This window comes from Streptomyces sp. BV286, from assembly GCF_019090165.1.
Lineage (GTDB): Bacteria > Actinomycetota > Actinomycetes > Streptomycetales > Streptomycetaceae > Streptomyces.
In genome coordinates this window covers 151,372-176,539 of record NZ_JAHRIB010000150.1, presented here as the reverse complement: position 1 = coordinate 176,539, position 25,168 = coordinate 151,372, and the positions used below count along the sequence as shown (strand labels likewise).

At 66.2% G+C, this 25,168-nt stretch carries 28 protein-coding genes and 2 tRNA genes; 22 read left to right on the top strand and 8 right to left on the bottom strand.

Annotated elements, in window-relative coordinates; translation table 11 throughout:
* Nucleotides 1–4 precede the first annotated feature (4 nt).
* A complete protein-coding gene (locus tag KUF83_RS25505) occupies nucleotides 5–379 on the bottom strand; it encodes an HGxxPAAW family protein (protein WP_217457258.1) in 375 nt (124 codons plus the stop codon).
* 312 nt (nucleotides 380–691) lie between these two features.
* Between KUF83_RS25505 and KUF83_RS25500 the strand changes: the two genes are divergently transcribed.
* Nucleotides 692–1,219 carry a MarR family transcriptional regulator gene (locus tag KUF83_RS25500; RefSeq protein WP_308403128.1) on the top strand — a complete coding sequence of 176 codons (528 nt, stop codon included), beginning with the start codon at nucleotides 692–694 and terminating at the stop codon, nucleotides 1,217–1,219.
* A 46-nt stretch (nucleotides 1,220–1,265) separates the two neighbouring features.
* On the opposite strand, the gene KUF83_RS25495 is transcribed toward KUF83_RS25500, so the two are convergent.
* Nucleotides 1,266–2,063 (bottom strand): PASTA domain-containing protein, encoded by a 798-nt coding sequence (locus KUF83_RS25495; RefSeq protein WP_217457257.1) that lies wholly within the window; start codon nucleotides 2,061–2,063, stop codon nucleotides 1,266–1,268.
* 745 nt (nucleotides 2,064–2,808) lie between these two features.
* On the opposite strand from KUF83_RS25495, the gene KUF83_RS43025 reads away from it, so the two are divergent.
* Nucleotides 2,809–3,042 carry a hypothetical protein gene (locus KUF83_RS43025; RefSeq protein WP_217457256.1) on the top strand — a complete coding sequence of 78 codons (234 nt, stop codon included), beginning with the start codon at nucleotides 2,809–2,811 and terminating at the stop codon, nucleotides 3,040–3,042.
* Between the two features lie 24 nt (nucleotides 3,043–3,066).
* On the opposite strand, the gene KUF83_RS25485 is transcribed toward KUF83_RS43025, so the two are convergent.
* Nucleotides 3,067–4,140 (bottom strand): pentapeptide repeat-containing protein, encoded by a 1,074-nt coding sequence (locus KUF83_RS25485; protein ID WP_217457255.1) that lies wholly within the window; start codon nucleotides 4,138–4,140, stop codon nucleotides 3,067–3,069.
* Between the two features lie 678 nt (nucleotides 4,141–4,818).
* Between KUF83_RS25485 and KUF83_RS25480 the strand changes: the two genes are divergently transcribed.
* The 3 genes from KUF83_RS25480 to KUF83_RS25470 all read left to right on the top strand — a co-directional run bounded on the left by KUF83_RS25480 (nucleotide 4,819) and on the right by KUF83_RS25470 (nucleotide 7,755).
* Nucleotides 4,819–5,211, top strand: a complete 393-nt coding sequence (locus KUF83_RS25480; RefSeq protein WP_217457254.1) for a PadR family transcriptional regulator — start codon at nucleotides 4,819–4,821, stop codon at nucleotides 5,209–5,211.
* Nucleotides 5,212–5,284: 73 nt separating this feature from the next.
* Complete coding sequence (locus KUF83_RS25475) at nucleotides 5,285–5,875, top strand: hypothetical protein (protein ID WP_217457253.1); 591 nt, start codon at nucleotides 5,285–5,287, stop codon at nucleotides 5,873–5,875.
* Between the two features lie 626 nt (nucleotides 5,876–6,501).
* Complete coding sequence (locus KUF83_RS25470; protein ID WP_217457252.1) at nucleotides 6,502–7,755, top strand: hypothetical protein; 1,254 nt, start codon at nucleotides 6,502–6,504, stop codon at nucleotides 7,753–7,755.
* Between the two features lie 245 nt (nucleotides 7,756–8,000).
* Here the strand turns inward: KUF83_RS25470 and KUF83_RS25465 are convergent, their stop codons facing one another.
* Nucleotides 8,001–8,786, bottom strand: coding sequence for a trypsin-like peptidase domain-containing protein (locus KUF83_RS25465; protein WP_217457251.1), 786 nt, complete (start codon nucleotides 8,784–8,786; stop codon nucleotides 8,001–8,003).
* 235 nt (nucleotides 8,787–9,021) lie between these two features.
* On the opposite strand from KUF83_RS25465, the gene KUF83_RS25460 reads away from it, so the two are divergent.
* On the top strand, nucleotides 9,022–9,468 hold the full coding sequence (locus tag KUF83_RS25460) for a GntR family transcriptional regulator (RefSeq protein WP_217457250.1): 447 nt from the start codon (nucleotides 9,022–9,024) through the stop codon (nucleotides 9,466–9,468).
* A gap of 11 nt (nucleotides 9,469–9,479) precedes the next feature.
* Nucleotides 9,480–10,040 (top strand): HD domain-containing protein, encoded by a 561-nt coding sequence (locus tag KUF83_RS25455; RefSeq protein ID WP_217457249.1) that lies wholly within the window; start codon nucleotides 9,480–9,482, stop codon nucleotides 10,038–10,040.
* Here the strand turns inward: KUF83_RS25455 and KUF83_RS25450 are convergent.
* Nucleotides 10,037–10,510, bottom strand: a complete 474-nt coding sequence (locus KUF83_RS25450; RefSeq protein ID WP_217457248.1) for an NUDIX domain-containing protein — start codon at nucleotides 10,508–10,510, stop codon at nucleotides 10,037–10,039. The genes KUF83_RS25455 and KUF83_RS25450 overlap by 4 nt on opposite strands.
* The gene (locus KUF83_RS25445; RefSeq protein WP_217457247.1) at nucleotides 10,510–11,277 is read right to left on the bottom strand and encodes a helix-turn-helix domain-containing protein; all 768 of its coding nucleotides are present in this window, start codon (nucleotides 11,275–11,277) and stop codon (nucleotides 10,510–10,512) included. The genes KUF83_RS25450 and KUF83_RS25445 overlap by 1 nt, the downstream gene beginning before the upstream one ends.
* Before the next feature lie 780 nt (nucleotides 11,278–12,057).
* Here KUF83_RS25445 and KUF83_RS25440 point away from each other — a divergent pair.
* From KUF83_RS25440 to KUF83_RS25375, 14 genes are all read left to right on the top strand, one after another.
* Nucleotides 12,058–12,369: a hypothetical protein gene (locus KUF83_RS25440; RefSeq protein ID WP_217457246.1), complete on the top strand. Its 312-nt coding sequence runs from the start codon at nucleotides 12,058–12,060 to the stop codon at nucleotides 12,367–12,369.
* On the top strand, nucleotides 12,366–12,695 hold the full coding sequence (locus KUF83_RS25435; protein ID WP_217457245.1) for a hypothetical protein: 330 nt from the start codon (nucleotides 12,366–12,368) through the stop codon (nucleotides 12,693–12,695). The genes KUF83_RS25440 and KUF83_RS25435 overlap by 4 nt, the downstream gene beginning before the upstream one ends.
* Complete coding sequence (locus KUF83_RS25430) at nucleotides 12,692–13,582, top strand: DUF2637 domain-containing protein (protein WP_217457244.1); 891 nt, start codon at nucleotides 12,692–12,694, stop codon at nucleotides 13,580–13,582. The genes KUF83_RS25435 and KUF83_RS25430 overlap by 4 nt, the downstream gene beginning before the upstream one ends.
* 15 nt (nucleotides 13,583–13,597) lie before the next feature.
* Nucleotides 13,598–13,981 carry an RRQRL motif-containing zinc-binding protein gene (locus tag KUF83_RS25425; RefSeq protein ID WP_217457243.1) on the top strand — a complete coding sequence of 128 codons (384 nt, stop codon included), beginning with the start codon at nucleotides 13,598–13,600 and terminating at the stop codon, nucleotides 13,979–13,981.
* A 27-nt stretch (nucleotides 13,982–14,008) separates the two neighbouring features.
* The gene (locus tag KUF83_RS25420; protein WP_217457242.1) at nucleotides 14,009–14,314 is read left to right on the top strand and encodes a hypothetical protein; all 306 of its coding nucleotides are present in this window, start codon (nucleotides 14,009–14,011) and stop codon (nucleotides 14,312–14,314) included.
* Nucleotides 14,315–14,404: 90 nt separating this feature from the next.
* Nucleotides 14,405–15,988 carry a hypothetical protein gene (locus KUF83_RS25415; RefSeq protein ID WP_217457241.1) on the top strand — a complete coding sequence of 528 codons (1,584 nt, stop codon included), beginning with the start codon at nucleotides 14,405–14,407 and terminating at the stop codon, nucleotides 15,986–15,988.
* A gap of 1 nt (nucleotide 15,989) precedes the next feature.
* Nucleotides 15,990–18,095 (top strand): hypothetical protein, encoded by a 2,106-nt coding sequence (locus KUF83_RS25410; protein ID WP_217457240.1) that lies wholly within the window; start codon nucleotides 15,990–15,992, stop codon nucleotides 18,093–18,095.
* Nucleotides 18,096–18,329: 234 nt separating this feature from the next.
* Nucleotides 18,330–18,638 carry a hypothetical protein gene (locus KUF83_RS25405; protein WP_217457239.1) on the top strand — a complete coding sequence of 103 codons (309 nt, stop codon included), beginning with the start codon at nucleotides 18,330–18,332 and terminating at the stop codon, nucleotides 18,636–18,638.
* 89 nt (nucleotides 18,639–18,727) lie between these two features.
* Entirely contained in the window at nucleotides 18,728–19,801 is a 1,074-nt protein-coding gene (locus tag KUF83_RS25400; RefSeq protein ID WP_217457238.1) for a DNA cytosine methyltransferase, read from the top strand.
* A complete protein-coding gene (locus tag KUF83_RS25395; protein WP_217457237.1) occupies nucleotides 19,798–20,694 on the top strand; it encodes a bifunctional DNA primase/polymerase in 897 nt (298 codons plus the stop codon). Before KUF83_RS25400 ends, KUF83_RS25395 begins: the two co-directional genes overlap by 4 nt.
* Nucleotides 20,695–20,756: 62 nt before the next feature.
* Nucleotides 20,757–21,113 (top strand): hypothetical protein, encoded by a 357-nt coding sequence (locus KUF83_RS25390; protein ID WP_217457236.1) that lies wholly within the window; start codon nucleotides 20,757–20,759, stop codon nucleotides 21,111–21,113.
* A complete protein-coding gene (locus KUF83_RS25385; protein ID WP_217457235.1) occupies nucleotides 21,110–22,258 on the top strand; it encodes a DUF3631 domain-containing protein in 1,149 nt (382 codons plus the stop codon). The genes KUF83_RS25390 and KUF83_RS25385 overlap by 4 nt, the downstream gene beginning before the upstream one ends.
* Nucleotides 22,259–22,448: 190 nt before the next feature.
* Entirely contained in the window at nucleotides 22,449–22,646 is a 198-nt protein-coding gene (locus tag KUF83_RS25380) for a helix-turn-helix domain-containing protein (protein WP_217457234.1), read from the top strand.
* Nucleotides 22,646–23,917: a tyrosine-type recombinase/integrase gene (locus KUF83_RS25375; RefSeq protein ID WP_217457233.1), complete on the top strand. Its 1,272-nt coding sequence runs from the start codon at nucleotides 22,646–22,648 to the stop codon at nucleotides 23,915–23,917. Before KUF83_RS25380 ends, KUF83_RS25375 begins: the two co-directional genes overlap by 1 nt.
* A gap of 80 nt (nucleotides 23,918–23,997) precedes the next feature.
* Here the strand turns inward: KUF83_RS25375 and KUF83_RS25370 are convergent.
* Together KUF83_RS25370 and KUF83_RS25365 are read right to left on the bottom strand one after the other, a co-directional pair.
* A tRNA-Arg gene (locus KUF83_RS25370) sits at nucleotides 23,998–24,070 on the bottom strand.
* A gap of 239 nt (nucleotides 24,071–24,309) precedes the next feature.
* Nucleotides 24,310–24,400, bottom strand: a tRNA-Ser gene (locus KUF83_RS25365).
* A 225-nt stretch (nucleotides 24,401–24,625) separates the two neighbouring features.
* Between KUF83_RS25365 and KUF83_RS25360 the strand changes: the two genes are divergently transcribed.
* Nucleotides 24,626–25,084 (top strand): SSI family serine proteinase inhibitor, encoded by a 459-nt coding sequence (locus tag KUF83_RS25360; RefSeq protein WP_217457232.1) that lies wholly within the window; start codon nucleotides 24,626–24,628, stop codon nucleotides 25,082–25,084.
* The last annotated feature ends 84 nt before the right edge of the window (nucleotides 25,085–25,168 follow it).

The following is a 25,168-nucleotide window of genomic DNA, read 5'->3' as shown; positions in this document are numbered from 1 at the left end:
CCCCCTACGCGGCGCCTGTCGCCGTCCCTGTCCCTGTCCCTGTCCTTGTCGCCGTCGCCGTTGCCGCCGCCGCGGAACGATGCCCCCGCCCGGCCAGTCGGCACCCGACGCATCCGGGATGACCGAGCCGCGCGGCACCATCCCGCACCCGCCAGCCCCGCTCGGCGACCGGCCGGATCCCGGGCGGCTTGCCCCACCCCGCCAGATGCAGTCCCCAGGTCACCAGGGCACTCAGCGCCACGACCCCGAGTCCCAGCCCGATCCCGGCCGCGGACCCCAGACACATCCCCGCCCCGGCCACCGACGTCCCCGCCGCGGCTGTCGCGAATCCGGTCCACCCGGCGAGGGTGTGCCCTTCGTCGTGGTGATGCTCGCTCATGTCCAGCCTCCCGACCGCCGACAGTAAATCCTCTTAGCAAGTAAGGAATTTACCTCACGAACTAAGGGAATGGCCACGGGTGGACAGAAGAAGTAGGGAGACGGTTGTCACGACGGCGGCGAGGAGGCGGAGGAGGAGGGCGACGCAGGCAGGACGCCCGGCACCAGGAAGACTGGCCACGGCAGAGGGAGAGCCGCAGAAGGCCGGACGGCAGGATGGGCTGTGCGGAAGGCCGACGCCGGGACCACCGGTGCGAGGAAGACCGATACGGGGAAGTGCGATGCCGGAATGACGGACAGCGAGGGCGCCGGAATGGCGGACAGCGAGAAGGCGGACGTCCACGAGCCGGACGACGGGGCGAGCGGCACCCCCCGCCCCCCGGCCACGCCGACGGAGACCCTGTCGGCGATGGACCACGTCATCGCCACCAGCATGGTCGCCCAGCAGGAGATGGCGCAGCGCCTGAACCTGAACGTCTCCGACCTGACCTGCTTCGGCTACGTCCTGGAGGCCGGCGAGGAACTCCTCACCGCGGGCGAACTGGCGAGCCGCCTCCACGTCACGACGGGCGCGATGACCGGCATCGTCAACCGCCTGGAACGCGCGGGCTACGTGACGCGTCGCCCGGACCCGGCCGACCGCCGCCGCGTACGCATCGCGGCGATGCCCGCCGCGGTCGCCCGCGTCACCGCTCTCTACGGCCCCTACTACGCCCGCCTGGCCGAGCAGTTCGGCGCCTACTCCCCCGCGGAGATCGCGGTCCTGAACGACTGGTTCACCAGGACGGGCAAGCTGATGACCGACTACCTGGACGAGGTCCGCCAGAACCCGTCACGGTGAGCACGGCACAGGGCATCACATCGACTTCGGCGCGGGCCCTCGCGACCTAGCGGCAACCACCGGGCGGGCACGGGTTGTAGCAGCCACCGGGCGGGCAGCCGCCCTGATCCCCAGGGGAGTAGTCCTCCTCACCGCTACCGCCACCCCCGCCACTGCCGTCGCCGCTGTCATCGCCGCTGCCGTCGCCGCTGCTGTCGTTCTCGGGCGATCCTACGTCGGGCTCGACGTAGGCCGGGTCGTTGGTGGGGTCCTTGTAGAGCCCCTTGGACGACGGACACGCCTCGCCCTTCTCCACGGCATGCAGGGTGACATCTGGTTCGTGCTCCAGGGCAGTCCCGGCCTTGACACTCTGGAAGCACACTTTCCAGTTCGCGTAGTCACCGGTTTCGTTGTTCGTGTCGTGGGCCGCCTCGTCCTCGTAAGCGGCCTTGAGGGCAACCTCACCGACGGCATCTTCCAGCTCCACCACCGCCTCGGAGTACGGGGTGCCCTTCACGTTCGGCATCCTGGGCCAGGGAACGCGTTGACCATCCTTCTTCGGGCACGGTGACCCGTCCGGCACGGCAGCGAAGACGACATCGCTCAAGGTCGCCTTCTCGAAGCACACCGTCCAGTCCCCGCGCGGGGCCTCGTCCTGGTCGCTGGCGTCGTGGATCCCCACGCTCAGCCCCGCCCGCCGGGCCTGCTCCACCGCACTGTCGACGCTCTCCCCGATCTGGCTCCCGGCCGGTCTCGGAGCGGCCGTGACGGTGACCGTCGCGTTCGGCGCCGCCGACTCGTCCTCACAGTCGTCACCACAAGATGCGAGCAGCAGCAGGAGCAGCACCACAGCCAAGACGGCCACGCCGCCGAACCATCCCTTTTCCCCTCTGGTCATTGCCAATGCAGTGATACCCCCCTCGGTTCACACGGGCGCCCCCGTAGACGCGTCGGGAGTGCAGAACTGCTGTCGACCCGACGGAACCCCCGCCGGAAGAACAGCGTGAGCACGTCGGCTTCAGCGGCGGCCGGCGCGTGATGATCCGCGCGTATCGGGTTCTATCGGAATGAGAGGGGTGACGGCAACGGATGGGACGAAAGACGACGACCTGAACACATGCCGCATCGCCGGGCGATCCACGGTTGCCGTCAGCCCCTGCCGCCAACGCAAAAACCAGAGGCCCCGTGGATTCCTCCACGGGGCCTCTGGTCTGCTGTGCACTCGGCAGGATTCGAACCTGCAACCTTCTGATCCGTAGGCGGGTGCGCCACCCACGAACGATCAGTGAGCGGTGACTCAGACAGGAGGCCGAGTACCGTTCCGAACCTCGCCACATCCGCCGACGTCCGCAGTTGTGCGCCCCTGTTGATGTCACCGGCTGATGTCAGGCAATCGTCGGCTCAACTGGCCTCAGGGTCGGGTCACGAGGACCCCGGGTACTCCCCACATGCTTTCCAACTCTGCTGGTTACCGTTCCTGGTGGTTCAGACCCGTTCAGATCCTGGGTGTTGCCTTCTGCTGACGCGGCCGTGAACGAGTGTGAACTTCTGCGGATGAGACCGCCGTTGAGACTGAACGACAGTGTCAGCGAGCCTGCCGCGTCCGCGGTATGAACGTGCAGGTGGAGAGGAGTTCAAGCTTCAGAATTCCCGCAGCCCTGGGGTCCATTGTCAAAGGACTCGACGAGGATCCCGCAGCGAATGAGCTACGCAGAGAGACGAAGCGCGCTCGCGCAATATGCGATTACATTTGCACCCTCACAGAAGATCAGGCCTTCGATATGCACGAAAGATTCACGGGAACGTATAGAGGGTCCCTCTTTGGGGCGTGGTTCTCCCCATAGTTTGAGACACTAGATGCCTCCGTCTTAGACGTTGTACGGATCTCGACTGTTGGCTACCCATTCCCCTTCGCTCATACGCTGCTGGATTTCCTCGTCCAATTCCATGTCGCTGGGGAGGGTGGTAGTGAACGTGATATGCGCCTCAAGAATCTGTTGGCGGCCGAGGTTCAAGGATTCTGAAAGGTCTGTGTGAAATAGAGTAGCCTCACGCAACTTGGCGCCCCAGAGGTTGGTTCCAGTGAGCCTCGCATTGCTCAGGTAGGCGCCCTCCAAATCTGTCCTGTATAGGTAGGCTGCCTCAAGGTCGGCGTCCTCTAGGTGCGCTCCAGTGGCCTGCGCCAGTTGCAAGTTTGCCTGGGATAGGTCTGTGGACCTCATATCCCACCTTGTGAGGTCGCCGCTCTCAAGCTGGACTCCTCGCAATTTTGCGCCTATTAGGCTGACTGGAATCCCCTTTGTATTTTCAGGTCTTCTGGTGAGAACAGTGATTGCAGCTTGCACCTCCTCCGTAATTCGTTCATTTGGCGGCACATCGTTGCCAACCTCCTCGACCTTCGTAGATGAATGACTTCGCACAAATGCCGCTAGTACTTCAATTACGGTCTTAGCGTCGCGCTTACTGTCATTCATGATCCGTTCAAGGGAGTAGATGCCCCCTAGTCGTTCGGCCAAGTTGGCAGATCCTAGAAGTTTGATCGCCTCGACATACCGGTCTGTGACCTGCCCCTCACGCGTGATGTCCGCTTGCTCGCGATCCTTTTTCTGTGTATGCGCGAACTGTTCCTGTGCGTGCTCGAATTGATGTTGAGAAAGTTTGAATTGTTCTTGCGTTTGCGTGAATTGTTCTCGTGCCAGCCTATGATTTCGGCTGGTGTACCAGAGGCCGATAGCAGTCACTACGCCTGCACCCAACGCCACCATCATCGTGCGGAAGCCCGTGATCACGACGCCGTCGGCTGGTTGCAGATCACGCTTTCGAAGGTGTGGCCGATCGAAGTACCAGGGTCCCTTCCAGAGGAGCCACCCGTATCCCAAGACTCCGATCAGGGCAACCAGGGCGACCAGTACGGTTCGAAGGATCTTGAACACCCGTTTCATGGCAGACATCTTGCTCCGTTCGGCAGGGTGCTGAGTGCGAGTAGTCGAAGTCGGGTACGCCTGAGATTTGCTGCCTCAGCAGGGCGGAGACAGGAGCGCAGGCCCGGCCGGCGCCCGTGCCGCGCGCGGTGAGCGGAGCGAGCCGCCTTGATGACGTAGGGATAGCCTGATCGACTGGGGTGGTGACGGCTTTCAAGAGCGTTACGCCACCCGCCCCCACAGTGCACTTGACCTGGCCAAACGCAGCGGACGCCCCTCACAGCGCCCCCACTGGCCCACAGATGGCCCACGGGGTGGCGCGCCCCATCACTCTTCCCAACTGTCCACGTGGCCATACGGGGGTGTTCGTTGAGGTTCACGGACCAGGTCAGCGGAGGCGCGCGTACGGACGCGCACGGTCTCGGCCGTCGGCGCAGTGGACAAAGAAGCAGGACAACAAGCGGTGTTGAAAGTGATGCAGAAGATGGGGTGCTAGGGGGCGTCACGGCCGGGATGACCAGCATGTCGACGGTGGCTGTCGGGGCTCGGGACGGCAGGAGTGCGCTCGGTAAGGCAAGAGAGCATGCTCGCAGGGCTGGACTCACGGTCCGTCAGCTCCGGTGCTACAGGGACCGTATGGGGTGAATCACATGGCAAGGTTCGTAGTGCTTGCACTGCATACGGGAGTACCGTGCAGCCATGGAACCCTTCAATAGATGGACACGAGTGGCGATCGACGTCACCCGCTACGTGTGTGACCGTCACACGGCCGATCCGAACTTTGAGTTCTACGGCTTCCAAGCCGCCGATGACCTCAAGTACGGGCCCGGCAGCATCTACCCTGTGCTGCGCCGACTGGAGCGTGCTGGCTGGCTGCTGCGCCGGGACGAGCAGGAGACCGAGCAACGCGACGTCGGGCGGCCTGCCAGGACCTACTACCGCGTCAACCCCGACAACCTTGGGGCGATCCGCCAACGTGTCGCTGAACTCGACGCCCGCAACCGTTCAGCGAAGCGGACACCGAGCTTCGCGCTCCGCCCGCTCCCGGCGACTAGCACGACCACGTACCCCGGGGGCGACGATGAATCGTGATACTGACAGCGCCTATTCCGCAGTTGCCGGGTGGGATGAGCTGACACCTCGTGCCAGGAACATCCACCGGGTTATGAGTGGCACGGCATTCTCGGTGTTCGTCGTACTCTTTACCCTGGCTCCTCTATTAAAGTTTCAGGCTGCGGTATCGGCACCCACCCTGACCATCTTGGTCGTTGCGGCGGGCGTGGGCGCGTTCTTCCTTGGGATGTTACTGACGGAACTTACGGTAGCGATCATCGTTGTCAGGAACTGGGCCGCGCCGCTCATGATGTTGGCGGGCATGATGATGTTGGCCGGCCTGGCTGTTCCTTTCCCATCGAGGGCGCGGCGCGCGTGGCTGTACGAGGTGCTGGAGGCGTTCAGGATCCGCAAGGAGCACAAAGCCAACTGGTTCAAAGTGCTGGGGAGCTTCGTGGCCACTTGGCCTGCGGATCTCCTGGACGAGTGGAAGGACCAACTTTCCCGTAGTCCCAGAGACTTCGACCTTGCACAGGCCGAAGTTTCCGCAGAATCCGAGGTGCCCCGTGGCTACTGGAAGCGGCACCGCTCCGAGATCCTGTGGGGCGCCGTATTCGCCATTCTGGCCGCGCTCGGGTACGAGATGCTCACCGAGTGGATTCACCATCACGGCTACCGGTGGCTGTGGGAGCTAAATCATTGAGTCGCGGAATCACCAGGCATAGGGCCGCCCCTGGGAAGTGGGCGGCCCTTTTGGCATTTGGTACGGCGTCACCAGTGCTGGTTGAGGGGGTGCCGGATACGGTGAACCTACTGGGGGATTACGCCCACACGCTTTCCAACTCTGCTGGTTGCCGTTCCTGGTAGTTCAGATCCTACGTGTCGCATTCTGTCGGCACGGCCGTGAACGGCCGCGAACCTCCACGGATGAGACTGCCGTTGAGACTGAGCGACAGCATTGAGGGCGCCACCACGTTGTGCCAGAAGCCCATGCGCGCTCCTTGATGCGTACTACGGGCGGGGAGGTCGCCGAGGGCTGTCGGGCTGGTCACCCGGGTGCCTGCGGTCGGTGAAGACTGGCTGCGGTCGCGGTGGTTGCTGTACTTCGCTGCTGTGCAGAGAGCAGCCTCTTCACGCCAGTTCTCCGGGCTTCGGCATACCCCCCCCGTGTCACAGGTCAACTCGGGGAGCCCAGGTCAGGGGGATGCGCGGGTGCCAACTATCAGAGTAGGTCGACCTCGCACGGCCCAAGCTGCAGTAAGGAATTTCACGTGCGCAAGCGACCAGTCATGTCCATACTGTTGCATCCCGAAACTTACGGAGATGCAAGTGGACCTGAGCGCCGAAGTATACGCCTGCTGCGAAATTCCCTGGGCCGCAACTACGATTGAAAGCAACTACTACTCAGCGCAGGTAAACACTCACTTTGGAAATGAGCACGTTCCTGCAATTGTCGCCATGACAACAATGTCCCCCGGGACCGGATTCGGTGTTGGCGTCAACCCTCGCGCTTACGAAGGGACGGTTTCGCTATTCGGCGACGACAAGCCAGCATGGACCGACAGGGCTACTTTTTGTTCCCCTGACGCACTACCGCCTCGAACCAGCGTCAGCCTTAAGTTCATCCTTCCGGACTGGACCAACCTCTACCTTCCAGATGAGAATGGTCAACCAGTAGCCAATCGACCCATCTTTGAAGACTTCTACGACTGCATTCTATTTGCCATCAATCAGGCACTTTTTAGTGTCACCGAGGATGGACCGTTTCTCGTTGGCCCAATCTCGCACGGAGATCTTATTGGTGATGGACTCGTGCGCATAAATCCAGCAGTTTCAAACGAGCCTTTCTATGTGCGCCTCCCGGCCGCAAGTCCACTCGGGTCCTATTCCTCAGGTCGTGAAGGTCACCCCGCCCAATCAGCCAAAGCTGGTCTGGATATGACCCACTATCAACTTAGCTCCTCCGTCACCACGCGCAGACTGTTTTCCTGGATGCGGCGGTCGGTACTTCGCGCCCACCGCAGAGAGTGGGCTGAAGCCATCGTTGCGCAACAGGCCGCGCTGGAAGACTGGATGCATTACTTGGTTATCGGCATAGCGGCAGATCATGGATATACGAGCACAGAGTTCACCTCAGCCGGGTTCGAAGACAAAAACGCGGCAGAAACTTTCGGAATTCTATCCTCACACCTGGGCGGCGATCCCACCGCCGCATCAAATGCCCAAAAGACTGTATGGAGGAACCGAAATTCGGTTGTCCATCGCGGCGAACGAGCGACAGAAGCTCTTTTCGAAGAAGCTCACAATGCCGCTCTTTTTCTGCAGGATTGGAGCAAAGAGAGGCTACTGATCCCCGACATCGCGAGACGCCATCCCCTCACCTCATGGATTCTTCATCACGAAGACGCTCCTCTGCCTACATCAACCAAGCGCGCTATATTCGACCTCCTCAAGCAAACAGCCCCGGTTTCGTTGCAAATGGTCAACGATCAGCGACCATTGACTGCCTTTCCTTCTCGAAATATCCGCCGCCCGTCTGAATGCTGGGGAAAGAACGGGAAGGTGCCGCGCCCCTTTGGGTAAAATGGAGACGTTTTCACACAGTCCACAACTCGCGTGTGTCAATATGGTCGGCGGAACGGCTTTGGGCTGGACCCCCTTAGATGCTCGCCCCAAAGTGGCTACCCAAAGCTGTGGAGCCGACTGCCCCAGGTGACCCGAATGGCAGATATCCTGATATGAAACGAGACGGAATTCGCTGGCAGTTGGGCTTTTAGTCGACTTGTCGGGCCGCGAATTTGGCAGTTGGCTGATGGGCCCCTCTCCATTCACCCCTTTCCGTGCAAAGAATTATCTCCCCTGTGATGGGCGACAATGATCTCTGCAACTGCGTTAAACTTCCATACGCGTCCGATGTCGGATTCGCTATTGATGCGTCCGGAGTAGACTCCGAGCAGGTTTCCGGCAGGTCCAGATAGGAATCCAGTCTTACCGCCTGCCATCTCGGTTGCACCACCTGGCGAGTAGGCGAGCACTGGGGAACCCGATTGCCCTTGGCGTGTGCGTGCATCAATCAAAAAACAAGGAAGAAGACCGTAATCAACCTCCAGCTCGGAGGCGATTGCACCCTTCGTCCAGATTGGTAGCGACCCTCCAGCGGATTGCCCGAATGGGAAACCGATGATATTTACCCAATCTGAGACGCCGGCGCGAAGCGTTGATTTCATGACTTCGGGTCCATAAGGTTGAATATGGACACCTTGGGTATTGGTGAGCGGAAGTGCTACGACGTCAACTCTCCTGCCGTAGTCCGGGTGCTCGAACCACAAGGGTCGTTCTTCGTTATCGATTAGAGGCTCATCGAAATCATCCCAGTTGATTTCTTCTGAGGTTACTTTAGTCAAATGTCTAATGGTCAGGGTGTCCGGTGTCGCGCCTGATGCTGCCATAGGCTGGCCAGTAATTGGATTCCTTCCGCTAACGACATGCCAATTCGTGATTAGGAGGGGTAGATCGTTGTGCATCACTGTGAAGCCAGTAGCGGAACTTAGGGGGATGTTGTTGGCTTTGCTGGAGAGCAGCAGTGATCGCGTGGACGGGGGAGCTAGAGCCACAAATGTGCTCCTTTTTCGGTAAGAGAAAGGGGTCGAGATTCACGGCGACTCGGAGTGGGCGCGCCACCATGTAACACCAGTGGCCCGTCAAAGTCTGACGCTTTGCCGGTTTTGGTAAGCCTGCCGCGCTGAGTCAATACGCAGAGGGCAACTGGAACTCGTCTCGCATGGGAAGCTGGGATACGGAGACGAGACGCATAGGACGTCCGTGACAAGGGTGAGGATGGGGGGCCACGTGCCGCAGGCCAGTCCGCGAGGTACCTACTTGCAGGTGTCTGAGTCGCTGCGCCAGCAGATCGAATCGGGTGGCGTCGAGGATGCCTTGCCGTCAGAGGCTGCCCTGATGAACTCCCACGGGGTCTCCCGCAACACTGTGCGCCGAGCCCTGAAGGTGCTGGAGGCTGACGGTGTTGTTGTGTCGGCTCCCGGAATCGGTTGGCGTGTGGCCCGGGGCGGTGACTCACGCTCGCTTGGAGAGCGGATGACCGAGCTGATCGCAGAGGAATCACTCTCCGTGGGAGACGCGTACCCCTCTGAAGCGAAGTTGTGCGAGCGCTTCGGAGCCTCCCGCACTGCTGTGCGTCGTGTTCTTGCCCAGATGGAGGGGAACGGCCTGCTCGCCACCATGCACGGCAAGGGGCGAACCGTGCGCGCTCTCCCGCCGCCCACTGTCCGGCCGTAGTCTTGGCCGCCATGGGACTGACTGACTGGGCATACTCGCTCTCCGAATCACTGCTGTCCGAGCCCCTCCCGCGTCGGTGGGCGCACTCGCTGGGGGTCGCCAAGCGTGCTCGCTCCTTGGGTCCGGCAATGGGCGACGATGCTGAGTTGCTGGAAGCTGCCGCGGTGCTGCATGACATCGGGTACTCGCCGGCCATCGCCACCACGGGCTTTCACCCGCTGGACGGTGCTCGGTTCCTCCGAGACCAGGAAAAGGCGGACGAGCGGGTCGTTCGTCTCGTGGCTCACCACTCCTGCGCCCTGCTGGAAGCCGAGGAGCGCGGACTGAGGCAGGAGCTTGAGGGAGAGTTCGAGTTGGAGCGTCCGGACCTGGTCGACGCCCTGCTGTTCTGCGACATGACGACGACGCCCGACGGGACTCAGACCACGCCGGCTGAGCGGCTGGACGAGATCGTGCAGCGGTACGGCCCTGACACGATCGTTGGACGGTTCATTCAGCGCGCGGCCCCCGAGATCCATGCAGCGTCGAAGCGTGTTGAGGGGCGGTTGGCGCAGGCGTCTGCCGCCGATTAGCCGATGTAGGGCTTTTGCCGCGAGTCGTCGAGGCCGTGGCGGATGCGCAACATCATCGATGGGTGGATGTCCATCCCGTCAAGGTCCGCTAGGTCAACCCAGCGGACCTCTTTTGACTCGCTGCTCGTACGCAGGGAACCGCCGATGGGGTGGGCTCGGAAGCAGATGGAGAACTGTTGCCGGACCTCTCCGTCGTCGTATGCCAGCACGTGTTCAGGGTCGGTGTAGAGCCCTACGATGCTGTCTACCTCAACGTCAATGCCGGTCTCTTCCGCAACCTCACGGACCACCGTGTCACCGATGCGCTCCCCGATGTCGTGGCCACCGCCGGGCAGTGCCCACAGATCGTTGTCCGTCTTGTGGATGAGCAGCAACTGCCCCGCGTCGTCCCGTACGACCGCGGTGACTGAGGGCACCACCGAGTTGGCCTGAGGGGCGTTTGGGTCGCGGAAGTAGTCGATACGGCTCATCAGGCAGTGCCTTCCCAATCGGCAGGTGAAGAGATCGGGCGGGCCGATTCCCAGACCTTCTCAACGCTCTCAACGTATGCGTCGAAGAGTTCACCGCCGGGAACGCGTCGCAGGTGCAGGACCGGTGCCATGTAGGCGCCGACGCCGTAGAGGTGCCCGTTCGTCAGCATCTCGTCATCGGCTCGATAGATCGAGTTGTAGAGGGTCGTACCGTGCAGCCGAAACTCCACTCCGGGGAGGCCGAAGAGCGGGCCGTAGTTGATGAGGGCGTTCCGGATCTTGCCCGCCATCGTCGCGCCGATCCCTTCATCCTCACCTCGTACCGCCACGGCCGGCGACGCGGGCTCTCCCAGCATGAAGCGGATAGAGACGCCTTCAGCTGACTTCTCCTTCACGATCCGGTGGAACGTCGCGTCTTCCGTGAGCCAGAACCCGGAGTACACCAACAGGTCAAAATGATGAGTCGCCTTGGAGTAGAGGTTCGTCCAGAGGGTTTGCATCACGACGGACCGGTGCGGATAGAGCCTGACCAGTTCTGCGTTCCCAGAGGCAGTGACCTCGGCTGATGTGCGCTCGTCCGGCCACAGGTACGACACTTCGCACTTCAATAGCGACGCTGTCGCGTACTGGAAGCGGCGGTATGGCTTGCGCTCAGGTTCGTTGATCCAGCGTTCGACCGTCTTGGCAGCGACCCCGAGCCGTTGAGCGACCTCATCGAGTGTCAGGCCTAAGTCCACTATCGCGCCGCGCAGTCGCTCGTTTGCCACGCCAACCTCCGCCTAGGTGGGACGACTTGGTACGACTTCACGCTAGCTAAGGACGCCCCAGGTCGTACAGGCGCGAAGTCGAACGTCGCTGTCGACGGGACCAGTCTGTAGGTACATCGAGCAGAGGGGCCCGCAGGACACCGAACAGCCGAAGGGCTTGACGGGGTGAACCTCCTTCCGCATGATGAAGAACACGTATTACATGTACCTCTTCTTCGGTTCGGGATGGCTTGCCTTCACAGGAGCCCTGAGCTGGTTGTTCCTTGAGAACTGAACAGTGTGCCAAGTCGACGGGGTGAGATTCCCCGTCCCCGTAGCGGCCCGGGTGACGGCCGTTGGCGGCCACTTCCCTGCGCACCGGCTCTGGAGCACATCTCTACGGATCATCCCTCCCTCACGGGAGGTCAGCCCTTGGGATGCCACCCGGTACGCGCCGCCCTGTTGGCGTCAGAGCAGTGACGATGACGCGCCCGATTTACCGGCTCGGGACCGGCCTGCCACGCAAGGACGGGCCGGTGAAGCCGTATCCCTTCCAGCTTGGGAGGTCGGCGTGAGTCGACGACATACCTAGGCGCCCTTGAGGTCGACCGACGCAAGGCGCCTGTCCGTTAGCACCAGTGCTCACGGTCCTCGACACCGGCGCCGTTCGCGGCGAACCGGTGTCGGGTGGCCGTGGCCGCTCGTCCTGCGAGAGGTCCCACCCACAAACGGCGCGCGCCCCGGAGCGGCTACTCCGGGGCGCTGTTTTGGGCCGTTCCCACGATGAAGGAGTCACGACCCATGAAGTGCATCGTTGCTGGTCATGAAGCCGTTACCGCCACGGAGTTCGCGGAGTTGGCGTTCGGTATCGACCTGGAGTTGTTCACCGGCCTGGCCATGGAGTCCGAGAGTGACCGGGCGGCGCGGCTGGACGTGGCGCGCGAGGTGCTCGCGGAGCTGCGGGAGTCGGACCCGCAGGCTGCGGCGTACGCGGAGGGACTGCTGCGCACGAGCCCGCTGAGGGACGCGCGGGCCGCTGCTCGCCGGCCGCGCAGGACGCCGACGCGTCGGTCGGTGCAGCATCACGCGGTGCGTACGGCGGTGGCCGCGTGAGCGAGAACCTGACGCTGGATGATCTGGCCGTGCCGCTGCGGGCGCTGCGTCTGCTGGCCACGGACTTCGGGCGCCTGCCGGCCCCGTCGGTGCAGGTGTCCACCGTTTACCCGGAGCGGCTGGAGCTGACGTTCTACGACGACCTGCCCGGCTTCGAGGCGTGGCGGGAGGCCCTGGGCATCGCCCCGGACACGGTGACCTACCGCGAGCAGAGCGACGGCCGGACGCGCGTCCTGCGCACGAGCGTCGACTATGCGGGCGCCGTGCTGCGCCTGACGGCCTACGCGGACGTTGTCGCCCCGGTGTTGGTCGGGGGTGTGGCATGAGTGCTGCGGCCCGCGTCGAAGCGTCGTTGACGCCCGTCGAAGCACGGTCGACGCCCGTCAACGTGGACCGTGCCATCACCGCACTCGCGGCAGTGCTCACGGTACTGCTGACCGCGGTGGCGTTCTGGCTCTCCTACGAGCACTTGCAGGAAGTCGCCGCCGCTCACGGCATGAAGGAAGCGGTCGCCCGGTCGTGGGCGTGGCCGGCCACGGTGGATCTGTTCATCGTGATCGGTGAGCTGTTGATCCTGCGTGCCTCGCTTGCCCACAAGGTCGACTGGTGGGCGATCGGGCTGGTCACCGCAGGCGACGGCGCGTCCATCGCGCTGAACGTCGCCGGTGTCGGCAAGGACGCCAACGCCCTGAACTACGTGGTGGCCGCGGTTCCTCCGGTGGCCGCGCTGCTCGCGTTCGGCGCGCTGATGCGGCAGGTCCACGCCTACCTCGCCCGGCACGCTTCGACGGGCGTCACCCCGCCGTCGCCGGGCGTCGAAGCACCCTCGACGCCCGTCACGGTGAGCGTCGACCGCCCGCCGGCCACACCCCCGGTAGAGACCGCCACCGGGGCGCACGCGGTGCCGGAACTTCCCGCGGCGCGGCAGGACGTCGACACCCCGTCGACGCCCGTCACCCCGGAGCCGGTGTCCGTCGACGCGCGGTCGACGCCCGTCGACCTGTGCGCGCCGGTGGTCTACCCGAACCGGGTCGATCAGTTGGTCCGGGCCCTGTACGGCACCGACTTCACGCAGCCGAGCACTGCCCGGATGACGCAGGCGATGGCAGAGATCGGGCTCGGGGCGTCGGAGTCGACGGCCCGCACCGCGCGCGGACGGGTCAAGGCCCGTGAACCGCACCTGGCGGACCTGCCCGCCACGATCACCGGCTGAGCGGGGGAGCCCACGATGTCGTACGCGTACGGCAAGTGCTTCGACCCCACCGGCGCCCGACACGGCATCCCCACCTTCCCGTGGCGGTGCGCACCGGACGGCTACGCCACTCGCCGGCAGCTCCGCGCGAAGGGGCTACGGCCTGGTGGTCAGCCGATCGCCGCGCAGGTGATGCGGATCAACCGGCGCACCGGCGATGCCCGAGTCGCCTACTTCTACCGCGAGGACCTGGCCAAGCCCGTACGGCCGATGACCTCGCGCAAGTGGGGTGCACTCGCACTGGCGATGCTCGCCCGCCGCACCTGCCCCCGCTGCCGGATCGATGTCGGCTACTGCATCCCGACCTCCCGCGGCATCTGCGGTCTGTGCATCGCCATCGAAGAACAGCGCGCCACCTGAACACCCCACCTCTCTAAGGGAGTTCGAGTGAAAGACACACGTCACCGCGCCCTCACCGCGGGCGCCGCCGCCGTCAGTGCGGCGCTGGCCATCGTGATCGGTGTGCGGCTGTCCGGCTACGGCGTGCCCGTCGCGCTGCTGCTGGCCTGCTGCCTGTCCTGCACGGCCACCTTCAACAGCCTGCTGTTCCGCGTGATCGACGCCAGGTCGACGGTCACGCACCGCTGCGCGCGGCCCGGCTGCGACTTCCGCGTCAGCCTCACCCACACGGACAGCGCGGAAAACAGGCGCTGGCAGGAGATCGCCGCCAACCACCCGCACCGCACCCACTGAGCTACGGAAACGCCTTTGATTCGGCAGGCCCGGCCGCTCGCCTCCTACAGCTTCGGCCGGGCCCTACTCCCGTGAAGGAGTGCTCACAGCATGACGGAACTCAGCACTGAGCCGGTAGCGGTATCGGCTCCCCCGATCACGCCACCCCAGCCCCCGGACACCTCGCCGGCCACGGCCAAGGACGTGAAGGAGGTGGAGCACACGCCTGGCGGGTGGCCGATTGTGCCGCTTGCTCTGTCCGGGGCGAACAGCACGGTGGGTGCGGTCGCCGCCGCTTCTCTGGTCGGTGGGCCGATCGCCGCGGCGGTGGCCGCGACCGGCATGGTCGTGCTCGGCACGGTCGCCGCGACCCGCTCCCGCAAGCCCAACACCCGCCGCGAGACGCGCCGGGCGGCGGCCCGCACCGCCGGCCGTAGCGCTGGTCGCACCGCAGGGCAGCGGGGCGCCGGTTCGGGCACCCGCGGCAGCTCCGGGAGCCGTTCGAGTGGTTCTCGTGCCGGTCGTTCCGGTGGCCGGTCGGGCAAGGGGCCTGGCCAGCACCGCCGGAGCTCCGGTTCGACTGCTGGTCACGGCAGCACTGCAACCAGTAAGAAGGCGCACGGTAAGAGCGGCCAAGGGGCCTCCAAGCACGCGGCGGGCATCGGTAAGGGTGTCGCGGGGCGTGCCGGGCAGGTCAAGGCCCTGCGTGCCGCGCAAAAGACCGCGGCAGGCTCGCGCGGCGGGCAGCGGGCGCAGACCACCAACGCCCGGCGCGCGGTCGCGGACGCCCGCCGCAACGCCAAAGCCGCTGCTCAGAAGGGTCAGTTGGGCAAGCGCGGCAGCGTTGCGGGCCGGTTGATGGGTGGTGCGGTCCGTAAGGCGCGTGCCGCTCGGGATGCCGCGGTCGCCAAGCAGCGTGCCCAGCGTGACGCCAAGACCAGCAGCACTGTCGCGGCGAAGCGCGGGCAGGTCCGTAAGGCTCCGGCCCGCAAGACGGCACGTCAGGCGCTGCGCAAGTCCGCGGCCCGCTTCCACGGCAAGCGCCTGCTGGCCGCGCTGCTCGCGCTGCCGGTCGGACTGCTCGGCTGCCTGTCGACGTGGCTCGGCCGCAAGTTCGGCATCCCCTCCCTGATCCATCCCGGCCGGCGTCTGTTCCGGCGGATGGTGCAGGCCGCGGGCGAGCAGCGCGCAGGCCGCGATGAGGACACCCGCAAGACCCTGCGCGAGCAGGAGGCCGCCGCCGACGCGCAGGCGAAGCAGGACGGCACGCAGGGCATCGCGGACGACGTGAAGCGGCCCGCGGCCACGGTTCCCACCAGCACGAACACCCCTGTGAGTGAAGGAGAGAACGTGTCCGGATTCCGGTTCGAAGAGGCTGCTTCCGAGATGGAGCAGGCCGCCAACCAGTACGACCCCGAGAACGCCATGGAGATCCTCGCCATGGTCGAAGGACTGCCCGCCGCCATCACGTCGGTGGCGAACGTGATGAAGATCCTCGCCGAGCGCTCCGACAGTGAGTTTCCGCTGGAGAAGGAGGTCGCGGACGGCTTCAACGACATCTTCGGTGCCCTGATGAGCGCGGTCGCGGTCGCTGAGGACATGGGCCCGCTGTTCCGCCAGGCGCACGAGCAGGACATCGCCCGCCATGAGGACCCCCGCAACGGCACCGACGCTGAGAAGGGCTGGAACGTCTGACATGAGCGCCACCGCCACCGCCAACAAGAAGAAGCAGCAGGGCAGTGGCCCGGTGCTGGACTGGGCGGCCGGTCACGGACCCGTGACCGGCGCCCTGTCCGCGACCACCGGAGCCTTCGCCGTCGCCACCACCGGCGCCGCCACATCGATGCCCCCCGGCTGGGCCCTCGCCGTCGGCGCCGCCGGCGCCCTCGGACACACCGTGGTCGGTCTGCGGGTACGCAACGCGGGCCGCACGCTGGCCACCCGCGCCGCCTCCTGGCTCCTCGGAGCCGGCTGGACCACGTGGGCCATGACGAACGGGCCGCTCACTTGGGCTGCGCTCGGCTCGCTCGCCACCCTCGGAGTCGGGATCGGCGCCGCGGCCCGTTCTTCCGCTCTGTTCGAGGAGGCCCGCGAGGACGAAGCGCTCGCCGCCGAGCAGCGGGCCATCGCACAGGAGCTGTCCGCCGAGCGGCGGGCCATTGCCGCTCAGTGGGTGGAGCGGATCCAGCGGATCTGCCACATCACCGTGCGCGTGCTCGGGGTGGAGATGTGGGAGACCGGCGCCGGCTACTCCCTGGATCTTGAACCGCAGGGTGGGATCACCTATGACCGCATCGCGCAGCACTCCGCGACCTTGTCCGCGGATGCGAAGCTGCCGCACGGCTGCACCGCCACCGCATCCCCCGGCATCCACCAGGGCCGCACCATCCTCGACGTGACCACCGTCAACGTCCTGGAACAGGAGCGCACCTACCCGAGCGACTACAGCACCCTGTCCGTGCTCACCGGCATCCCGTGGGGCTACCGGACGAACGCCGAGCAGATCTTGGCCTACCTGCGCGAACAGTGCGCGCTGATCGTCGGTCCGACCGGATCGGGCAAGACGAACATGGTGCACGTCATCCTCGCCGGGTTCGCCCGCGCCGAAGACGTCCTCACCTGGGTGATCGACCTCAACGCGGGCAGTGCGGGTCTGCCGTGGGTGCTGCCCGCGCTGAACGGCGAGATCCAGCGCGAGGACGGCAAGCCGGTCCGGCCCGGTATCGACTGGCTCGCCGGGACGTTCGACGAGGCCCTGGTGATGCTGGACGCGGCCGTGCGCGTGGCCAAGCAGCGCAAAATGGGCTACCAGGACCTGCTGTCCAGGGCCAACACGGACCTGCTGCCGATCAGCGCGAAGATTCCTCAGATCATGCTCGTGATCGACGAGGGTGCGGAGATCCTGGCCAGCACCGACCGGCAGGTGCGCAAGCTCGGGGAGAAGATCCTCGAAGTGATCCGGATCGCCCGCGCCATGGGCGTGCGGACGGTGCTCACCGCGCTGGGTGCGACCGGCAGTGTGCTGAGCAACCTGATGATCCGCCGGGAAGCCAAGGTGCGCGTCGCCCTCACCGGCGGTGAGACCGAGGGCATGGACCTGTCCAAGATGTTCCCCGGCACCCGTGGCCTGCGGGTGGACCAGGCCCCGCACAAGGGTGCCGGGTTCATGGGCACTCCGGAGTCGCCGGCCGCGCTGTTCAAGGGGTGGCGGATCCTCCCGAACCAGATCCGGGAGATCACCATCGCCACCTCTGATCGGCACCCGATGCTCGATGACGTGTCCGCCAAGGCTGCCGGGCCCGCCTACGCGCGCCGCTGGGATGCCGAGCGCACCGCATGGATGCGCGATCACCTCGCCACGGATGCCGACGCCGGCAACGGAGCGCCGGCCGGTCCGGAAACGCTGCGCCTGTCCGCGCTGAGCAATCGGTCGGAGTCTCCGGAGGAGGAGTTGGCGCGCCGGTTCCGTGAGGAGATCGACGCGCAGTTCGGCACCACCTCCGACCCGCACACCACCGACGAGAGCAGCGGACCGGACCGGCCGGCCGGACTGAACCTGTCCGCGCTGCGGGATGAGCAGGACAGCCCCGCGCAACAGGCCGCGCTCGCCGCGCTGCTCGCCGCCGGACCCGCAGGCACCGGAGCATCCGCCATCGCCCGCGCGCTGGAGGACGCCTTCGGCACGACCCGTCAGACAGTCGTCGGCTGGCTGAAAACGTGGACGCGGGACGGCATCGCTGTCCGCGTCGGGGAGGGCACCAAAGCCCGCTACGTCCACCGCTCCCACACGTCCGACGGCTGATCACTTGTCGCTTGTCGTCCCCGCTTCACCCCATGCCGCTTTCCGGGGTCTGGAGTCCCGGAAACGGCTTGTGGCCTGGGAGGCGACAAGCGACAAGACAAGACAAGCGACAAGCCAGACGACAAGCAGCACGACAAGAGAGACGACAAGCAACGCGACAAACACACCCACTCACCGCACGGGCCCGCGCCACCTGTCGGCGCGGGCCCGCGGCATACCCCGAGGGAGCCTGAAATGAGCCAGCACACCCCGCCCGGCCAGATGGCCCCGCACATCCCCGCCGACCTCTACCAACGCGCACAAGCGACCGGACAGCCGGTCGTGTTCGTCGTCAACGACACCCCGCACGGCATCCCGTGGCGGCGCATCGCGCTCCCGTTCGCCATCGCCAGCGCGACCGTGGCCGGCGGTTGGGGACTGGTCGCCGCGATCTGCTTCCTGCTCGACGCGGCGGCCCACACCTTCACCGTCATCGCCGCCGCTGCCGGGCCCATCGGGCTCGGCGGTATCACCCTGCGACTGGCCCGCACCAAGCACCACTAGCTACGCCAAGGGCGGCCCCCCACTCACGCCAATGAAGCGGGGCCGCCCTTGCCAACCAGACCCGTCAAAGGAACTGGAGATCTCCCAGCATGACGCAACCCACCGACATCCGGCGAGCCCTCGGCTCGCCACCGACGATCGTGGCCCTCTGCGCTGGCTACGGCGGACTCGAAGCCGCGATCCGCGCTCGGATCGGCGGCCAGGTCGCCGCCTACGCGGAGAACGACCCGCACGCCGCGACCGTGTACGCCGCGCGCCACCCCGACATGCCGAATCTCGGGGACATCCGCAACGTCGACTGGCACATCGTCCGCGACGTGTTCCGGCCGGACGTGGTCGGCGCCGGTTTCCCCTGCCGCAACACCTCGAATGCTGGTCGAAGGGACGGAATCCATGGGCAGTGGTCTCGGGTCTGGAAGAACGTCGCTGAGGCTGTGGGCGTCCTTCGACCGCGTCTCGTGTTCCTGGAAAACGTGGCGGCGCTCCGCTCGCGGGGGCTGGACGTCGTCGCCGCGGACCTGGCCGCGCACGGGTATGACGCGCGCTGGACATGCGTACGAGCTGGTGACCCCGAAATCGGCGCCCCGCACGAGCGCGACCGTTGGTTCGCAGTTGCCCATCCCGCTGATGCCGACCCCCACCAGCTCGGACGGCACTGGCGGCCCCGGCACCTCGCCGAAGCGCAAGGGTGGGCTGAACCTGCGGACCGCGGTGACCAGGCTGCCGGCGCCGCCGGAGTTCTGAGCCTGGTCCCCACGCCGGCCGCGCGGGACTGGAAGTCGGGCGCCTCCAACCTGATGGACCGCAACGCGCGCCCGCTCAATGAATTCGTCGTCAACCGGCTCCCGTACAGCGGCTCGTGGGTCTCCACGGACGGCGTCGACTACGGGCCCGCCATCCGACGTTGGGAGGCCATCACCGGACGGGCGGCACCCTGCCCGACCGAGCCCGGTACCCGCGGCAACCGGCGTCTGTCGCCGGTCTTCACGGAATGGCTGATGGGCCTGCCCGACGGGTGGGTCACCGCGGTGCCCGGCATTCCCCGCAAGGAACAGCTCCGCATCCTCGGCAACGGCGTGGTCCCCCGCCAGGCCCACCACGCCTATGGCCTTCTCCTGGGAGCGAACCTCCCGACACGGCAGGAATGGAGGGTCGCCGCATGAGCGGGCCCCTGCTGAACGCCGCGCTGGATGCCGCCCTGCGTGCCTGGCACGTCATCCCTCTCCGCGCCAACGACAAGCGGCCCGCAGGGCATGCCGAGAAGTACTGCCCCGGTACCGGTCGTTGCGCCGAGGGGCACCTCACTCCGGAGCAGCGCGCCACGACGGACGCGGACCTGCTCACTGCCGCTTGGACGCAACAGCCCTACAACGTCGGTATCGCCACCGGACCCTCCGGGCTGCTGGTAGTCGACCTGGACACGCTCAAGACCGAAGAACCGAAAGGAACGCCTGACGGCGCCACTTCCCTGCAAGCGCTCTGCGAGCGCGCCGAACAGGACATCCCGGCGACCTACCGGGTGCGGACCGCACGCGGTGGAGAGCATCTGTACTTCACCCAACCCCCCGGAATCCGGCTGCACTCGACTGCCGGGCGCCTCGCAAAGAAGATCGACACCCGCGGGTGGGGCGGATACGTCGTCGCCGCCGGCAGCACCACACCGGACGGCACCTACGACGTCCTGGACGACCGCCCTCCGGCTGTTCTGCCGGAGTGGCTGCACGAGGCGCTCAAGCCCCGCCCCCGACCCGTCCAGGGCAGCACAGTCGCGGTGACGACCCGTGCGAGCGGGTACGCCGCGGCGGCGCTGCGGGGAGAGGCGGACAACGTCGCACACGCCGCGGACGGCACCCGCAACACGGTGGTGCTGCGGGCCGCGCGCGCTCTGGGTCGGCTGGTCGCGTCCGGCGACCTCACCCGTGGGGAGGTTGAGGAGGCTCTTAGTAGGGCGGCAGCGGGCAACGCGACACAGTCCCAGCGCTACTACGACGACGTGATCACACGTGGTCTGGACTGGTCGATTGCCCACAACACCCCTGGTGGGAGGGCCGCATGACCAGCCCCCCACCTACTAAGAGCCTCACCGGCCACCGCCCGGCGCCGGCCGCTCCACAGCCTGTGGACACGACAGGCGTAGGCGCGCCCAAGGGCGCCGCCCGTCAGGGCGTCTCTTCTGCTCTTCGCTCTGAGAAGTTCCGCAGCAACCAGGCCCGCCACAGCACCCCAGACCCCACCCCCGAGCAGCCCGGCATCCGTATCTACGCCCCGCCGGTCTACCGGGACCACTGGGACGGAGCCCGCTGGTGGAACCAGCCCGGCGACACCCCGAACGGCGCCTACGCCTGCGCCTGCGGACAGACCGCCACCGCCACCGGAGCCCAGAACGTCGCCGCGCTCACCGCCGACTACGCAGCCCACCAGTCCATCTGCACGGGAACTCCCGTGCCCCCGCCCGAAAGGAGGGCCGCCGCATGACCGAGACCATCGACGGGGCCACACTGCTGGACGAGGTCGAAGCCTTCCACCGCCGCTTCAACGTCTTCCCGCTGGAGGCCGCCTACGTCGCGGTGACCCTGTGGGACGCGCACGCGCACCTGCTCGACTGCTTCGACTCCACCCCACGCCTGGCCTTCCTGTCCCCTGAACCGGGATCGGGCAAGTCCCGCGCGCTGGACGTGGTCGAGACGCTCGTGCCGCGCGCCATGGCTGCCGCTGACGCATCCGCCGCCGCACTGTTCCGGTCCGTGTCCGGTGTCGACGGTGGCCGGCCGACGATCCTGTTCGACGAGATCGACACCATCTTCGGACCCAAGGCCGGGGACAACGAACAGCTCCGCGGATTCATCAACGCAGGTCACGCACGCGGACGCCCCGTGTACCGGTGCGTCGGGGACGGCTCCAACCAGCAGGTACAGGGCTTCCCCTCGTACTGCGCCGTTGCCGTCGCTGGACTCGGCTCCCTGCCCGACACGATCCTCACCCGCTCCGTCATCATCCGCATGCGCCGCCGGGCCAGGAACGAGAAGGCGGAGCCGTTCCGCTCCCGCATCCACGTCCGCGAGGGCAACCAGATCCGCGACCGGCTCGCCAAGTGGACGGAGTCCGTGGAGAAGCAGTTGGCCGGCGTCTTCCCGGATCTTCCGGAGGGCATCACCGACCGCCCGGCAGACGTCTGGGAACCCCTGCTCGCAGTCGCGGATGCCGCCGGGGGCGACTGGCCCCGCCGGGCCCGCGAAGCCTGCGTGGCCCTGGTCAACGCCTCCCGCGCCAACGACAAGGGCAGCCTCGGTATCCGCCTCTTGACCGACCTGCGGGACAACGTCCTCAACGGCATCGACCGCCTGCCCACCGTCGCCATCCTCGACAGGCTCAACGCCCTGGACGACGCACCGTGGGCCGACCTCAACGGCAGGCCCCTCGACAACCGACGCCTGTCCAAGATGCTCAGCGAATACGCCACCGCCGACGGAGACCCCATCGGCTCCCGCAACATCAAGACCGGCGGCAGCGTACTTAAGGGCTACTACGCCTCAGACCTCCGGGACGCCTGGGCCCGGTACTGCCCCCCACCCCCGGAAAGTCCGCTACTCCCGCTACCTGAACTCGAAAACGCGGTCTGACCAGCAGAAACCCGGTAGCGGCCCGCACCACCGCGGGCCGCTACCCGATCGCGCCTATCCGCTACCGCTACCCACTCCGCTACCCCCGACAGGCCCTCTGACCTGCAAGGTAGCTCCGGTAGCGGAGGTAGCGGACCTGGCAGAAAGAGGGGCGGAAGCCCCCCGAGCCCATGCCGCCGGAGGCACCGAGATGAGCCCCGCTCTGCCCACTACGCCTGAGGCCTTAAAAGTCACCGAAGTCATGAGCGCCCTCCGTCTCAGTCGCAGCAAGGTCTACGACCTTTTCCGCTCAAAGCAGCTTGAAAGCTTCACCGTCGGCCGGGCCCGCCGGGTCCCGGTCGACGCAGTGCGCCAGTACATGCAGAACCAAATCGAGGAGGCCGCCTGATGGCCAAGCGCCGTGCCAATGGCGAAGGAACGATCACCAAGCGCAAGGATGGTCGCTACCAGGCAGCCGCGTACGTCTTCCGCCCCGACGGAACCCGGACGAGGAAATTCGCCTACGGCAAGACCCGTGAGGAAGTCGCCTCACAGCTCACGGAGATGCAGGAGATGACCCGCCAGGGCATCCCTGCTGCCTCATCCACGATGGCGTTCGGGGACTACCTGACCTACTGGATGGCCACGATCGCCCCGGAGCGGCTCAAGCCCGCGACGCTGAACAGCTACGAGGGGTTGTCCAGGCTCTACATCCGCCCCGCACTCGGCAAGAAGCGCCTCAACCGGCTCTCCCCAGCGGACGTCCGGCGGTTCCTCGCCGAATTCAAGGCCGCCTGTCTCTGCTGCCTGCGGGGTGCCGACGAGGAGCGACCGGAGGACAAGCGCACGTGCTGTGCCGTGGGCCGCTGCTGCAAGCGCCGCCCGTCGGCCCGCACGGTCCAGTACATCCACGCAGTGCTGCGGTCCGCGCTCCAACAAGCGATCCGAGAGGAACTGATCGCACGCAACGTCGCCCGAATCGTGGAAACGCCCACGGTCGAACCAAAGGAGGTGCGTCCGCTGGACGCAGCCGAGGTCCGACTGTTGCTCAAGACCGCTCAGCCTCATCGCCTCTACGCCTTGTGGCTGCTGCTCGTGTCCACCGGGTTGCGCCGCGGGGAAGCCCTGGGGCTCACCTGGACAGACGTCGACCTCACAGCCGGCACGCTCCGGGTGCGGCGGAATGTGCAGCGCATCCGGCGCGAACTGATCTTCGGGACGCCCAAGACCATGCGCTCCGTCCGCACGATCTCCCTGCCCAAGCGGTGCGTGCAGGCACTGACCGCGCACCGGGCACAGCAGGAGCGAGAGCAGAAGGTGGCCGGAGCGAAGTGGCAGCCGACTCCGGGGCAGCCGACAGGACTCGTCTTCACCACCGTGACCGGTCGGGTTACGGACCCGCGAAGCCTGAATCGGATGCTCACCATCCTGTGCCGGGACGCGAAGGTGCGACGGGTGCGCGTGCACGACCTCCGTCACACGTGCGCGTCCCTGCTTCTCGCGCAGGGCGTTGACGCGCGCACCATCATGGAGACGCTGGGCCACAGCACGATCACCATGACGCTGGACACCTACGCGCACGTGATGGACTCGACCCTGCGCGCGGCTGCGGAGCGAATGGACGACGCGCTCGGGCTCGACGGTGTGGACGACGGCCCGGAGGGCGAGAACGCCGCCTGAGGGGCCATTCCGGGGGCGTTGATGTCACCCGCTGATGTCAAAGGCCCCGCCGGATGAACCGACGGGGCCTTTGACCTGTGTGCACTCGGCAGGATTCGAACCTGCAACCTTCTGATCCGTAGTCAGATGCTCTATCCGTTAAGCTACGAGTGCTTGTGTGTTCTGTTGTGTTTGCTCTTCCTTCCGGGCTTTTCGGCCCGGTCGGCGTTGCGGGAACAACATTACATGACTGGCGGCGTGAGGCGAAATCCGTTTGTCAGACCCGGCCTGACCTGCGAAAACGGCCTCTATGCGGTCCCTGACGCGACCCGGGGCGAGGCCCGGAACAGCGCTCGGAACGATCAAGAACAGTCGAAGCCCCGGTCAGAGGTGACCGGGGCTTCGTGATGCTGCGGAGGCGGAGGGATTTGAACCCTCGATGGGATTTGCGTCCCAAACCGCATTAGCAGTGCGGCGCCATAGACCGGACTAGGCGACGCCTCCAGCACAACCGTCCGCGCCAGCGCGAATGGTGCGTGCAGATGATGACACAGCCGAGCGGGCTGTCACCAATCGCCCCCCACGGTACTAGGCGGAAAGGTCCGAGGGCAAAGCACGGTCTGCGGCGCAACGTCACGTGGGGGACGGCGTTAAGAGGAGTGGCCCTCTTCCCCTGTCTCTCAAACCGTTCTCTCCGCCCACCGTCCGCCCGCACCCCGTGGAGCCACCATGCTGCGCCGCCTCGCCCTCACCGTCGTCACGTCCGCCGCCGCGTCCCTCGCCGCGCTGTCCGCGGCGCCGCCGGCCGCGTACGCCGAGTCGCTGCCCTTCATGCCGCCGCCGGTGAGCGGGGCGGACGACGCCGATCGCCTCACCGTGACGGTGAGCAGGGCGGGCGGCGGCCTGGACGGGACGTTCGAGCTCGACTGCCATCCGGTGGGCGGCAGCCACCCCGACGCCCGGGCCGCCTGCGAACAGTTGGACCAGAAGACCTCGTGGGGCAGGAGCCCATTCGCCCCGGCGCAGGAGGGCGGGATGTGCACGATGCAGTACGGCGGTCCCGCCACCGCGCGAGTCACGGGCACCTGGGCCGGCCGCCCCGTCGACGCCACGTATCAGCGGGGCGACGGGTGCGAGATCGCGCGCTGGGACGCGCTCGTACCCGTCCTTCCGGAACTGGGCGCGTAGCCGGTGCGGGGCGGTCTCATGGGTTCGGCCGACGGCCGGAACCGCGAATCGGCCGGTCACAGGCTCTCCGCGCCTTCTGCGTGC